The following is a 13,185-nucleotide window of genomic DNA, read 5'->3' as shown; positions in this document are numbered from 1 at the left end:
GCCGACAGTGAATCCGATGCCGAAGACACTAAGACCTCTTCGCGCTCCGTGACCATTGCCGGTGCCGCACGCCGTGCCAAGTCCCAGCCCTTCGGTAGCGGTAGCCGTGCGTTTACTGCAGCGTCCGCCTCCACCGCTGGCGAAGAATCCACGGAGCGGGCAGAAACCATCGACGGCGAATTGGTGGAAGAAGCGATTGCAGAAGAAGACGAGTCTGCAGTCGAGCCACAGGCAGCTGCGGTTCCTGCCTCCCAGCAGGCTGATGCGGACAAGGAAGCCAACACCGCAGAGGCGGACGATGTCGATGACGTGCTCTTGGAGGACGAGGACGACGCCGCGAACGAGCCCACTAAGGACAAAGCCTCCGATGTCGCCGCCGCTGAGGCTGAGGTCTTTAGCGCCCCGGCCGTCTCTAGCGTGGCGAGCGATGCCTATGCCTACGACGAAACCTATACCTCGCCGGTAGACCTCATGTACCCGGGTGCCGTAGACAAGGCCGAGGACAGTGAGAATGACTCCATAGATCCTGCCGGCGCGGACGAGGCAGACGAGGCCGAAGGCTCCGAGAACCTAGCAGCGGCCACGGAAGCAGACGAAACCGGCACGGATACCGACCTGTCCGAGGACGAGGTCGAATTCGCCCAGCGTCGTTTGGGCCGCGGTGGCTGGGACCCGGTAGCGGAAAAGGAAAAGTCTGCAACGCGCTACCAGCGCCGTCAGCGCACCCTGCTGGGGCTGGCCGTGGCCGTGGTGCTCACGGTAGCCCTCGGAATCGTGGTCGGTGGCTGGACTTGGTGGTTGGCTGCCGTCGCCGGCGTGCTCACCGTGGCCTACTTGATCGCCCTTCGCTCTCAGGTACGCCAGGAACAGGCACTGATGCGCCGCCGTGTGCGCCACCTGCGCCGCGCCCGTTTGGGCGTGCGCAACGCCGAGGACGAAGAGCTAAAGATTCCGCGCAATCTGCGCCGTCCAGGCGCAGTGGTTGTGGAAATCGACGATGAGAGCCCGGACTTCGTGCACCTTCCGCTGAGCTATAGCGATGGTGAGGACGGCGACTTTGACGGCCCGCACGCCGGGCCCGATGGTTACAGCCGCCGCGATGACCTAGCGGCCCGCCGCGCTGGATAAGCGCGCGAGGCGGACTAGCTAGCAGCGCCGTGAAGCTCGTCAGCGCCCGCTGTCTGCGAGTTCGCGAGCGCGTTGTATTCCTGTGCTAAGCCATAATTCGGCACGCCGCTCTCCAGCCACACCCCGGAGGTACCGCGGCGATGGGAGCCGATAAGGTGCGTATCAATCATGCCGATGGCCTCCATGAGGGCGAAACAGGTAACCGGTCCAACGAAGCGAAAACCCTTCTTCTTGAGTTCGCGGGACATGAGCTTGGACTCGTAGCTCTTTTTCGGAATATCTTCCATCACGGTGGGGTAGAGGTTCTCCGGTGGCTGGTAGGCCCAGATGAACTCCGCCAGCCCGCCTTCCTCGCGCAGAGCGATGGTCGCCTTGGCGTTATTAATCGCTGCGCGGATTTTGGTTTCGTTGCGGATAATGGAGGCGTCGCCAAGCAAACGCTCCACGTCCGCCTCATCGAATTGGGCGACCTTGTCCGGATCGAAGTTGCAAAAGGCCGCACGGAAGGCTTCGCGCTTCTTGAGCACCACTGCCCAGGACAGGCCGGACTGGAAAGACTCGAGACTCAAACGCTCGTAAAGTCCAGCTTCATCGAAAATGGGCAGGCCCCATTCGGTGTCGTAATACTCCTTCAGCATCGGCGAGGACATCGCCCAAGGCGGGCGGCCCAGGCCATCATCGTCATAGACCAAGGTGGTGCGCTCTTCGGACTGCGTGGTTGGTTCGCTCATGGTGTGTTCTCCTTTTATCTTTTGTGCGTGGTTCCCATTGAAACAGCCCGCGCGGCCGTGTTCTTTTCCTTCCCCCGCCAAAGGGCGAATTTCCCAGGAGTATGGGTGTAGTCCATTGCCTTCGCATCGGGTGAGGGGTTCAGGGTAATCTGTTCAGCATGAATAGACCTGCCGTACGCGATGCCGCACTGCTTATTTTTCGAGCGGTCCTCGGATTAATCTTTATCGCACACGGCGTGGACAAGATGTTTATGACCGGCATGGATGAAACCGTGGGGCAATTTTCCGCCCTGGGGGTGCCGCAGCCACAGCTTTCCGGCTATATCGCCGCCATCGGGGAGATGGCCGGCGGTGCATTCCTCGTCGTTGGTCTGCTCACCACCTTTGTCGCCGGGGCACTCGCATTGCTTATGGGGTGTGCCCTGTATTTCGTGCATTTGGGCCACGGGTTATTTGCTGCCGATGGGGGAATCGAATACCCACTGGTGTTGCTGGTATCCCTGCTGATGATCGTAATTTTTGGCTCCGGCAGAGCCAGCATGGACGGGGTGCTCAGCAATGTTGACGCATAGCCAGGTCCAAGCGGCTATCTCCGCGCACATGGATGGCGAAGATTCCGATCTATCTCAGGACGTCATCGATACTCACTTGGAAAGCTGCGCCGAATGCCGCGCTTTCCGTGACAAGGCGGCTGCGCTATCGCGTTCATTGAGCTTTGTGGAGCCCGTGGATTCCGGCATGGCGCCGCCCACGGATCTTTCTGATGTCATCTTGGCCGGCGTGGAGCCGGAATGGCGGCGTACCTCGAGCGCGCGCCAAGCTAACCTCACGGTCGCACGCGCCGCCATGGTGGTTATGGGTGCAATCTTTGCAATCTGGGCAGTGGTGCTCATCGTGCACGCCTCCGGTCTCGTACCGTTGGGCGCGGAAGGAAAGATTTTGGATCCCACTGCGGATCCGGAGCGAGCTAACCTGCTGATGGAGGGCGCGGCAGTGCGCTTTGGCATGGCCTGTGGCTTATTCTTCAGCGCTTGGCGCCCCGCGGCGGTTACCGGACTGCTTCCGGTATCGGCCACGATGTTTGCCTTCCTCTTCGGCTTTGGCATGCGCGATATAGCGCTGGGTACCGTAACCATTGAGCAGGTGTATTTCCTTATCGCTACCGCGCTGGCAACCGTTAGCCTGGCGTGGGCCTGGGCGGCGGAAAAGGGTTACCTCGTGCGCGCATGGTGGAAGTCCCTCAACGCGCAGCCGCAATAATCACTCCACTCTGGCCGAGTTAGGTCCAGCTCGGCAGCCACATCATGGAGTGGTACCAGGAATCTGGAATCTTGTAGCCGTACAAAATGGGGGAGAAGTAGAAGAACATCGCCACTACTAGGGCTAGGTAGAACACGGCGGCGATGGTGCCCCAACGTACGGGGCCGCCGGCCAAGCTCTTCAGCCATCCCCACCGCACAGGCCTGCCATGCCCGATGAGCTGGCCTAAAGCTAACGCAATAAGCACGATGACAAAGGGGATAAAAGCCGTGGCGTAGAAGAAGTACATCTGGCGGTCAAAGGCCGCGAGCCAGGGCAAAAAGCCTGCCGCAAAGCCCACCAAGGGGATAAGAAAGGCGCGGTTGCGGCGAATAATGAGCGACCACAGGCCCCACAGCACGGCCGGGATGACCAGCCACCAGATGGCCGGGGTGCCAAAGAGGTAGAGCATCTTGCGGCATTCGTTACTGCCATCACCGCACTGCAGGTCGGTGGAGGAGTAGTACAAGATCGGGCGGGCGGCAACGAGCCAGGCCCAAGGCTTGGAATCCCACGGGTGATGATGGCCGCCGGAGGAGGTCAGGCTGGCGTGGAATTCCAGGACAGAGGAGTGGTAGTAGAACCAGCCGGCTAAGGAATCGGGCAGGTTCAGCAGCCACGATCCATCCTCGATGGTGCCATCCACCTTGGCATGGCGGTACACGGCGGTTTCGGAGGAAAACCACGCCCGCCAGGTCCAGGCGTAGAGCAGTACCGGCACGAGCACAAGGGAGGCCAAGGCAGCAGGGGTATCGCGCACCAGGGTGCCGAGGATATAGCGGCGTACCCCATAGCGCTTGCGCAAGGCAAGGTCGCTAAAGACGGACATCAGGCCAAAGAACATGATGAAGTACAGCCCGGACCACTTCACGCCCAGGGAAAGGCCAAGGCAGACGCCTGCAAGGAGGCGCCACCAGCGGAATCCAAAGCGCGGGCCGAAGGCGGACGAGCCCATCCGGTCCTTCACAAACGCGTTGTGGAGGCGCTCGCGCATCTGGTTATGATCGCGGGCGAGCGCCCAGGCGGCGGCTACTACGAAAAAGACTTGGAAGATATCCAGCATGCCGAACTTGGAGGAGACCAAGAGCACGCCATCAAATACGGCGATGAGGCCGGCTAGGGTTGCTACCTGCCAGGATGAAGAGACTCGGCGGGCCAGGGACATCGTCAAGAGCACGGTGGCTGCTCCGAAAAGCGCCGTCATAAAACGCCAGCCCAAAGGGGAATAACCAAAGATCCATTCGGCTAGTGCCACGATCTGCTTACCCAGCGGTGGGTGTACCACCAGACCATAGCCGGGGTTGGTTTCAATACCGCCGATAAAAAGGTTATCCCAGCTTCGCACCATGTCCCAGGCTTGGGGAACATAGTGCTTTTCATCAAAGACGGGCGTGCCCTTGGAAACGGGCGCAGTAAGTCCGACAAAACGGGTAATGAGCGCAAGGACGCCGACGACGCTAGTGCTTATCCAGTCAGCCTTGCCCCACTGATAGGCGCGGGGTGCTGGCGGAGCCACGGTGTCGTGCGTGGGGCGCGATGGGGCAGCGGTAGCAATAGTCACTTGGTTGAGTCTAGGCGACAACGTAGCGCAACCGCGCATTAGAGAGTATGGAATGCTAGAGGCATGTCTGTTTTAGGTCTGGATCCACTACCGCGCGGGGTAATCCTCGCCGCCACGCCGTTGGGACACGTAGGAGATGCCTCCGCGCGTTTAATGCATGCCTTGCAGCATGCGGACGTCATCGCGGCCGAAGATACCCGGCGCGTGCGCAATCTGGCCCAGGCCTTAGGGATCGAGATTTCCGGGCGAGTGGTGTCCAATTTTGACCACAATGAAAAGGACCGGGCCCAGCAGCTTATCGACGCCGCCGCGTCAGGCACCGTCCTCGTCGTCACCGATGCCGGAATGCCGATTATTTCTGATCCGGGCCTGTCCCTTGTGTCCGCTGCAGCCGAGCGCGATATTCCCGTGACCTGTTTTCCCGGCCCCTCCGCGGTGCCGACGGCCCTGGCGCTTTCGGGCCTGGGCGTGGGGCACTTCCTTTTCGACGCCTTTCCTCCTCGCAAGCCCGGTCCCCGCAAGGCGTGGCTGGAGTCACTGCGCAACGAAAAGCGAGCCATCGTCTTCTTCGAATCTCCTCACCGCGTGGCCGAAACCCTGGCCGAGGCAGCGGAAATTCTCGGCGCCGACCGCCCGGCCGCGGTGTGCCGGGAGCTGACCAAGACCTATGAGGAAATCCGCCGCGGCAATTTGGGTGAGCTTGCCGAGTGGGCAGTAGACGGTGCTCGGGGAGAGATCACCGTGGTGATCGAGGGCGGTACAGCCGCTGCCGCTACCGCCGCAGACTTGGTGCCCAAGGCGCTCGAGCTAGCGGAGGCGGGGATGCGGCTGAAGGACGCGTGCAAGCAGGTAGCCAAAGGTACTGAGGTTTCCAACCGCGAGCTTTATGATGCCGCTTTGGCAGCTCGCGAGGGCTAGTCCCCACCGCTTATTCGATTACGTCACACCCCGTAGCGCGCGTAGACGGCTTCACCAACGGGGGCTTTGTAATTGAATTGTTATAGTGCTCGGGCGTGTGGGCGGCTTAAAGCGGTATTTACATGGGGAAATGAAGCGTAAAAACCTTTCAAATTATCGTGGAAAATCCCTGGGAAACGGCGTTGAGCAGCGAAGTTTCTACGTGCTTCGTTTGATAATTGAGTAGTTCCGCACCACTGTATAGCTCATGACAAACTCGGAAAATATGGGCACAGGCGTGCCAGAAGAAGGAAAGGAACCGGTCGGCGCACAGGCGCAGCCGGCCTCTGCTTCTTCGAGCGGGCAGCCTATTGAGAATTATCAGACTGTAGACGAACAGCTGGACGCACAATCTGCCACCGGCCAGCTTCAGGATATGATTCACTCCGATGGCTTCCACCCGGAGCGCTATGACGATCCTGAGGTGGAAATCGCGGCTGATCGTGACAATATGCCAATCGATTGGTCCATCGTCGGCATCGCCGGTGTTCTGATCGCCGCGATCGTTGTGTGGGGCCTGGCTGCCCCGGATAACTTTGCCAACTTCTCCTCTTCGGCCCTGACCTGGGTTGTGGACAACTTCGGTTGGGCCTATATCCTCTTCGGCACTGTCTTCGTGGTGTTCGTTGTCTTTATTGCCGCCTCCAAGTTCGGCTCCATCAAGTTGGGCCGCATTAATGAGGAGCCGGAATTTTCCACGCCATCGTGGATTGCCATGATGTTCGCCGCAGGCATGGGCATTGGCCTGATGTTCTACGGCGCTTCCGAGCCGCTGGCTAACTACCGTGACGGCACCCCGGGCGAGGGTACTGGCAACGTTGGATCATCCATGGCCTATGCCATGTTCCACTGGACGCTGCACCCCTGGGCGGTGTACGCCATCGTTGGCTTGGCCATCGCGTACTCCACCTTCCGCATTGGCCGCAAGCAGCTATTGAGCCAGGCCTTCGTGCCGCTCATCGGCGAGCGTAACGCCAACGGTGCGGTGGGCAAGTTCATCGATATCCTGTCCATCTTCGCCACCGTCTTCGGTACCGCCTGCTCCTTGGGCCTGGGTGCACTGCAGATTCAGGCCGGCCTGAAGGCATCCGGAATCATCGATAACCCCACCAATTCCGTGGTTATCGGCATCGTGTTGGTCCTTACCCTCGCATTCCTCCTGTCCGCGATGTCCGGTGTGGGCAAGGGCATTCAGTACATTTCCAATGCGAATATGGTCCTTGCCGCAGTGCTGGCTATCTTCGTGTTCATCTTGGGCCCGACCGTTACCATCCTCAACCAGATTCCTGGCTCCATTGGTAACTACCTCAACTACTTCACCGAGATGATCGGCCGCACCGCCGAGTCTGAAAACGGTGCCGCTGCTGAGTGGCTGTCCGGCTACACCATCTTCTACTGGGCATGGTGGGTTTCCTGGTCCCCATTCGTGGGCATGTTCCTGGCACGCATCTCCCGTGGCCGTTCCGTTCGCGAGTTCTGCCTCGGCGTCCTGCTTATTCCAGCCGGCGTATCCACCCTGTGGTTCGCTATCTTCGGCGGCACCGCTATCCACATGGAGCAAAACGGCGAATCCATCACCGGCGAGTCTGCTGAGGAAGAGCTGTTTAATCTGTTGCAGTCCATGCCCGGCGGCTTCGTTGCCGGTATTGTTGCGGCGGTACTTCTGGCTACCTTCTTCGTCACCTCTGCGGACTCCGCGTCCACAGTGATGGGCTCCATGTCTCAAAATGGTGCTTCTACCGCTAAGCCGTGGCTATCCGCGGCATGGGGCGCACTGACTGCCTTGGTAGGCCTGACCCTGCTCTTGGCTAATGAGGACGCGCTGTCTAACCTACAGAACGTCACCATCGTTGCTGCACTGCCGTTCCTGTTCATTGTCGTTGGCCTGATGTTCGCCATCTACAAGGCTTTGAGCGAGGATGTTATTTACCTCGAGTACCGCGAGGCACAGCAGTTCCAGCGCAAGATGGCCCGCGAGCGCCGCCTGCACCGCGAATACCAGCGCACGCAGGTTCTCAAGAAGCGCCGCAATGAGCGCCTGAAGCACCCGATGAAGCGCAAGTAATTCGCGCCCTTCACGGTGTGCTTTCATAGCGCCCATCGTTTCCTCAGCAGTGGGGAAGCGGTGGGCGCTTTGTTCTGAAAAAGCGGTTCACCTGCGGAGTAAATGTCTGCCCTAATCGTGTGGGCAGGAGCCGGCTTCGATACAGTAGAACCCATGACTGAGTCTGTAGTAGTAAATGTTGCCTGGCCCTATGCCAACGGCCCGCGCCACATCGGTCATGTGGCCGGCTTTGGTGTTCCTTCTGACGTCTTTGCACGTTTCCAGCGAATGCGTGGCCGCAACGTACTCATGGTCTCCGGTACGGACGAGCACGGCACTCCGCTATTGGTTCAAGCGGACAAAGAAGGCGTGTCCGTTCGCGAGCTCGCAGACCGCTACAACCGCCAGATCGTCACTGACCTAGCCAACCTCGGCCTGTCCTACGATCTCTTTACTCGTACCACCACCCGTAACCACTACTCCGTGGTACAGGAACTCTTCAAGGGCCTGTATGCCAATGGCTACATGCTCAAAGAGACCACCCAGGGCGCTATTTCTCCGTCTACCGGACGCACCCTGCCGGACCGCTATATTGAGGGCACCTGCCCTATCTGCGGCGCGGATGGCGCCCGCGGTGACCAGTGCGATGAGTGTGGCAACCAGCTCGACCCGGTGGACCTGATCAACCCCGTATCCAAGATCAACGGCGAGACCCCGAAGTTCATTGAAACCGAGCACTTCCTACTGGATCTGCCCGCCATCAAGGAGGAGCTACAAAAGTGGCTTTCCACCCGCGAGGACTGGCGCCCGAACGTCTTGAAGTTCTCCCTGAACTTGCTGGAGGATATGCGCCCGCGCACCATGACGCGCGATATTGACTGGGGCATTCCGATCCCGGTTGAGGGCTGGCAGGACAATAACGCCAAGAAGCTCTACGTGTGGTTCGATGCGGTCATCGGCTACCTGTCTTCCTCCATCGAGTGGGCATACCGCACTGGTCAGCCTGAAGCCTGGAAGGACTTCTGGCAGAACCCGGAGGCCCGCCACTATTACTTCCAGGGCAAGGACAACATCACCTTCCACTCCCAGATCTGGCCGGCCGAGCTTTTGGGCTATGCCGGCAAGGGCAACAAGGGCGGTGAGCTTCACCAGTACGGCGAGCTGAATTTGCCAACGGAAATCGTCTCCTCGGAGTACTTGACCATGTCCGGCTCCAAGTTCTCCTCCTCCAAGGGCGTTGTCATCTATGTCAAGGATTTCTTGGCGGAGTTTGGCCCAGATGCCCTGCGCTACTTCATCGCCGTGGCCGGTCCGGAGAATAACGACACGGACTTTACCTGGGATGAGTTTGTCCGCCGTATCAATAATGAGCTGGCCAATGGCTGGGGCAACCTGGTCAACCGCACCGTTTCTATGGCGTTTAAGAACTTCGGTGAGGTTCCAGCACCAGCAGCGCTGGAAGAAAAGGATAAGGAAATCCTGCAGCTGGCGGAAGAGACCTTCGAGACCGCCGGTTCTTTGCTGGAACAGTCCAAGTTCAAGCAGGCGATTACCGCCATCATGCACGTCGTCGGCGAAGCCAACGCTTATATTGCAGACCAAGAGCCGTGGAAACTGGCCAAGGATGAGACCCAGCGCGAGCGTCTAGCTACCGTGCTGTGGACTGCTCTTCAGGTGGTCTCTGACTGCAATGTCATGCTCACGCCGTACCTGCCGTTTACCGCGCAGAAGGTCCATGAAACCTTGGGCCGCGAGGGCGTGTGGGCGGCCCAGCCGGAGGTCCATGATGTCAAGGACGATATCCCGGTAGAGCTCGTTGGTGCTGGCTTGCCGCCAGAGGGCCACGAGTATCCGGTCATTATGGGCGACTACACCCAGCAGCAGGCAAAATGGGAGCGCATCCAGGTAGAGCCGGGCACCGCCTTGGCCAAGCCGAAGCCGCTCATTTCTAAGCTCGACCCAGAGCTGGGCGAGACCGGCCCAGAGTGGGCGCCTGTTACTAAGTAACAGCACCGAAAACGGCCGCGTTATTGCCTCTTTTCAACAAAGAAAAGGGCATAATGCGGTCGTTTCTGTATTCCGGTTTGGAAGGAAGGAGTACGAAATACCCGAATCCTTGCCAGGAAGGGTGGTTTAGCGCTCGAAATCGCGCTGGAGGTGCACCAGGCCGAGGCGGACGCCATCCTTGGTATGGATATTCGGCATGCGGCCGGTCTCGGTGAAGCCGAACTTCTTATGCAGGGCGATAGAACCCTCGTTGGTATCGACGATATAGGTGATCATCGTCTGCACGTAGGCGTCGTCGGCGGCGACGTCCATGAGGGCGTCGAGAAGCTCGGAGCCCACGCCCTTGCCCTGAGCGGAGGGGGCAATGTAGACGGAATCTTCCACGGTGCCGTAATAGATGGCGGGGGTTACGAACTGGAAGTAGGCCGCCCAGCCAATGACTTCATCATCGTGCACGGCTACGAAGACCGGGGAGCCGGCCTTAAACATTTCCTTGAGCCACTCTTCGCGGTCAGAGACATCTTCTTGCCACGTGACCAGGTTAGCGGCGGGTTTCGCTGCGGAGCCGGCGTTGTAGATGGCGGTGAGCGCGGGGGCGTCGGCAAGCTCAGCAGGACGGATATGCATAGAAATTCCTTTACACCAGAAGTTGTAGGTGGGTGAGGCTCAACCAGTGATCGAACTTGTAGCAAACCTCTTTAAGAGTACCCACGTTTTCAAACCCGAACTTTTCATGCAACTTCAGCGATGCCACATTGGTGGAAACGATGAGCGCGAGCAGCGAATGCACCTTGTCATCGGCGCGGGCCGCATCCACCAAGGCGCCCAGCAACGCGGTGCCCACGCCTTGGCCCTGAGCGGCGGGGGAGAGATAGATGGTGGTCTCATAACAGCCGGTCCACACCTGCGGATCGCGGTAAGGGTGGTAGAGCGCCCACCCCAGGTAGGCACCGGAATCGGACTCCGCGATGAAGCACGGGCAGCCCTCTTCCCAGATATGGCGCAGGTAGGCCTCGCGCTCTGCGATGCTGGCCGGGGTAGTGCGGAAGATGACGTCGGTGTGCTCGATGGCCCAGTTGAGGGTCTCGGTCATGGCGGGCACATCCGCAAGGCCAGCGGGTCTGATCAACATGGCAGCCAATATTACAATTGCCCGTATGGCTAAAAAGAAGCGACGTCCCACCCCCGTTCCGGCACCGGGCCTAAGCGGCCTCATCGATGCGCACACGCATCTGTTTTCTCACAAGGACACCGATGAGGTGCTGGTTAATCGCGCGCGCACCGCCGGTATTAGCCGCATGGTGACGGTGGGCGATGACCGCCGTGAATCAGCAGCGGCGCTGGCTACCGCGCATGCCTTTCCGGATGTCTATGCCGCCTGTGCCATCCACCCGGTGCGCGCCAACGAGCTGGACGCACCCACCAAGGTGGCGCTGGAGGAGATGGTGGCGGATCCGCGCTGCGTAGCAGTGGGAGAAACCGGCCTCGATGCCTATTGGGTCCACCACGAGCCGGAGACCACCGCGACTATGGCTCAGCAGGAGGAATCCCTGCGCTGGCACATCGACCTAGCAGTGCGCCATGGCAAGACGTTGATGATTCACAACCGCGAGGCGGATGCGGACTTAATGCGCATTCTTGCCGACGCCCCCTCACCCGACACCGTCATGCTGCACTGCTTTTCCTCGCCGCTGAAAGTCGCCGAGGAAGCCTTGGAGCGCGGCTACGTATTGTCCTTTGCCGGCAACGTCACCTTCAAGCGCAACGCCGAGCTGCGGCAGGCGGCGGCGAAGGCACCGGCCGGCCAGCTTCTGGTGGAAACCGATGCGCCATATATGACGCCAGAGCCCTACCGGGGCCAGCGCAATGAACCGGCTCTTATCGGGCACACATATGAATGCATCGCTCGCGTGCGCCACCAGACGGTGCAGGCGCTAGCAGCGGAGGTAAACGACACTTTTGATCGCGTTTACGGCCTGGGTTAACGCCTAGGTGACGGTTTTCACAAAAATAAAACCCGCTGGTCAGAAGTTGCGGGGGTGCTTAGTGTGGCGGTTGTGTGTCCAGTGAGGCGTGTGGTGGATTGGTCCTCGACTTTGTGGTGCTGTTATCGTATCGTTATTAATCGTTCGTTTAGGTTTTGGGATCCTGCAGCGCCACCCTCGGTGCGGCAGCAGCGGATCTTAGTAGGGCAAACGCCTGCGTGGACAACTCTGCTGGCCTAAACTCTTGTAATTGTTGAAACCTGCACTACCGGAGATTCATTCAGCATGTCACCTCATCAGATCAAGCGCCTCAATAACTCCCGCTCGCTGCCACTGCGTCTGGCAACGGGTGGCGTATTGGGCACCCTGGCCGTCGGCGGCGTGGTAGCCGTTGCGGCACAGAAGGACGTTACCGTGGACATCAACGGTGACAAGGTGGAGTTGGCTACCTTTGCCAAGGATGTCGACGGCGCGCTGGAGGCAGCCGGCGTGCAGGTGAGCGAGGAAGACATCGTCTCCCCAGCCCCGTCCGAGTCCGTGGGTGATGGCGATGAGATCTCCGTGCGCACCGCCAAGCCAGTAGCCGTGACCATCGATGGCGTGCAACAGCAGCTGTCCACCACCGACCTCACCGTATCTGACCTGCTGGGTAACCTCGACGGCGTAGTCAAGGGTGCTTCTGTGAAGTCCGGTGATGCCGACGTGGACGAGGACGCCCAGCTGGAAGAGGGCATGGACCTTGAAGTTGTGTCCCCGAAGATCGTCAAGATTAATGATGGCGGCAAGGTAACCTACACCAAGATTGCCGCTAAGACCGTTGAGGACGTCCTCAAGGCCCGCAATATCGACGTTGATGACGATGACCGCGTCTTCCCGTCCAAGGACACCAAGGTAACCGAGGGCATGTCCATCAAGGTGGACCAGGTGTCCACCACTACCTATGACTCGGAAGAAGAGTTTGACGCTGAGCCCAACTTTGTCGATGACCCGGAGCTGGAAGAGGGCACCGAAGAGGTCCGCGAGGAGGGCGTTAAGGGCAAGCGCGTTATTACCCACAAGCTGGTAATGAAGGACGGCGCGAAGGAATCCAATGACGTTATCAAGGAAAAGGTGACCGTCGAGCCTAAGGCTGCCACCATTGCCCGCGGCACCAAGAAGGCCGAGGAAGAAAAGCCGGAGGAGGGCGGCAACTCCGGTGCTGCTGCTCCGGCGGTGGCCGATGGTTCCGTATGGGATTCCATTGCACAGTGTGAGGCCACCGGTAACTGGTCTATTAATACCGGCAACGGCTTCTCCGGTGGCCTGCAGTTCACCCCATCCACCTGGGCGGCATTCGGCGGCACCGAGTACGCACCGGAGGCATGGCAGGCTTCCCGCGAGCAGCAGATTGCCGTGGCAGAAAAGGTGCAGGCAGCGCAGGGCTGGGGCGCTTGGCCGGCATGTACTTCCAAGCTGGGCCTGCGCTAAACCGCA

12 protein-coding genes are annotated in these 13,185 nt (G+C 59.7%); 8 read left to right on the top strand and 4 right to left on the bottom strand.

Annotated features, from left to right (window positions below; all coding sequences use genetic code 11):
• Window positions 1-1,128 (top strand): divisome protein SepX/GlpR (gene sepX / locus MHK09_RS08725; protein ID WP_250413286.1); only part of this gene is annotated, 1,128 nt, incomplete at its 5' end.
• Window positions 1,129-1,142: 14 nt separating this feature from the next.
• Here sepX and MHK09_RS08720 read toward each other — a convergent pair.
• A complete protein-coding gene (locus MHK09_RS08720) occupies window positions 1,143-1,859 on the bottom strand; it encodes a DNA-3-methyladenine glycosylase I (RefSeq protein WP_250413285.1) in 717 nt (238 codons plus the stop codon).
• Window positions 1,860-2,017: 158 nt separating this feature from the next.
• On the opposite strand from MHK09_RS08720, the gene MHK09_RS08715 reads away from it, so the two are divergent.
• Both MHK09_RS08715 and MHK09_RS08710 read left to right on the top strand, forming a co-directional pair.
• Window positions 2,018-2,431 (top strand): DoxX family protein, encoded by a 414-nt coding sequence (locus tag MHK09_RS08715; RefSeq protein ID WP_239235554.1) that lies wholly within the window; start codon window positions 2,018-2,020, stop codon window positions 2,429-2,431.
• The gene (locus MHK09_RS08710) at window positions 2,418-3,119 is read left to right on the top strand and encodes a zf-HC2 domain-containing protein (protein WP_250413284.1); all 702 of its coding nucleotides are present in this window, start codon (window positions 2,418-2,420) and stop codon (window positions 3,117-3,119) included. The genes MHK09_RS08715 and MHK09_RS08710 overlap by 14 nt, the downstream gene beginning before the upstream one ends.
• A 19-nt stretch (window positions 3,120-3,138) precedes the next feature.
• On the opposite strand, the gene pmt is transcribed toward MHK09_RS08710, so the two are convergent.
• Window positions 3,139-4,758, bottom strand: a complete 1,620-nt coding sequence (gene pmt, locus MHK09_RS08705) for a protein O-mannosyltransferase (RefSeq protein ID WP_250413282.1) — start codon at window positions 4,756-4,758, stop codon at window positions 3,139-3,141.
• 24 nt (window positions 4,759-4,782) lie between these two features.
• Here pmt and rsmI point away from each other — a divergent pair, with 24 nt between their 5' ends.
• From rsmI to metG, 3 genes are all read left to right on the top strand, one after another.
• Window positions 4,783-5,637, top strand: a complete 855-nt coding sequence (rsmI, locus tag MHK09_RS08700; RefSeq protein ID WP_250413280.1) for a 16S rRNA (cytidine(1402)-2'-O)-methyltransferase — start codon at window positions 4,783-4,785, stop codon at window positions 5,635-5,637.
• Between the two features lie 247 nt (window positions 5,638-5,884).
• Window positions 5,885-7,741, top strand: coding sequence for a BCCT family transporter (locus MHK09_RS08695; protein ID WP_285440143.1), 1,857 nt, complete (start codon window positions 5,885-5,887; stop codon window positions 7,739-7,741).
• A gap of 153 nt (window positions 7,742-7,894) precedes the next feature.
• Entirely contained in the window at window positions 7,895-9,727 is a 1,833-nt protein-coding gene (gene metG / locus MHK09_RS08690) for a methionine--tRNA ligase (RefSeq protein WP_179386238.1), read from the top strand.
• 126 nt (window positions 9,728-9,853) lie between these two features.
• Here the strand turns inward: metG and MHK09_RS08685 are convergent, their stop codons facing one another.
• Window positions 9,854-10,354, bottom strand: coding sequence for a GNAT family N-acetyltransferase (locus MHK09_RS08685; protein ID WP_005323769.1), 501 nt, complete (start codon window positions 10,352-10,354; stop codon window positions 9,854-9,856).
• Window positions 10,355-10,364: 10 nt separating this feature from the next.
• Window positions 10,365-10,859 (bottom strand): GNAT family N-acetyltransferase, encoded by a 495-nt coding sequence (locus MHK09_RS08680; protein ID WP_250413278.1) that lies wholly within the window; start codon window positions 10,857-10,859, stop codon window positions 10,365-10,367.
• On the opposite strand from MHK09_RS08680, the gene MHK09_RS08675 reads away from it, so the two are divergent.
• On the top strand, window positions 10,858-11,712 hold the full coding sequence (locus tag MHK09_RS08675; RefSeq protein ID WP_250413276.1) for a TatD family hydrolase: 855 nt from the start codon (window positions 10,858-10,860) through the stop codon (window positions 11,710-11,712). The two genes, MHK09_RS08680 and MHK09_RS08675, sit on opposite strands and share 2 nt — an antisense overlap.
• Window positions 11,713-11,997: 285 nt before the next feature.
• On the top strand, window positions 11,998-13,179 hold the full coding sequence (locus tag MHK09_RS08670; RefSeq protein ID WP_005329113.1) for a resuscitation-promoting factor: 1,182 nt from the start codon (window positions 11,998-12,000) through the stop codon (window positions 13,177-13,179).
• The last annotated feature ends 6 nt before the right edge of the window (window positions 13,180-13,185 follow it).

This window comes from Corynebacterium tuberculostearicum (assembly GCF_022347235.1).
GTDB classification, from domain to species: domain Bacteria; phylum Actinomycetota; class Actinomycetes; order Mycobacteriales; family Mycobacteriaceae; genus Corynebacterium; species Corynebacterium tuberculostearicum_F.
Note: the sequence above shows the minus strand (reverse complement) of the source record. Positions and strands in the feature narration are given on the sequence as shown.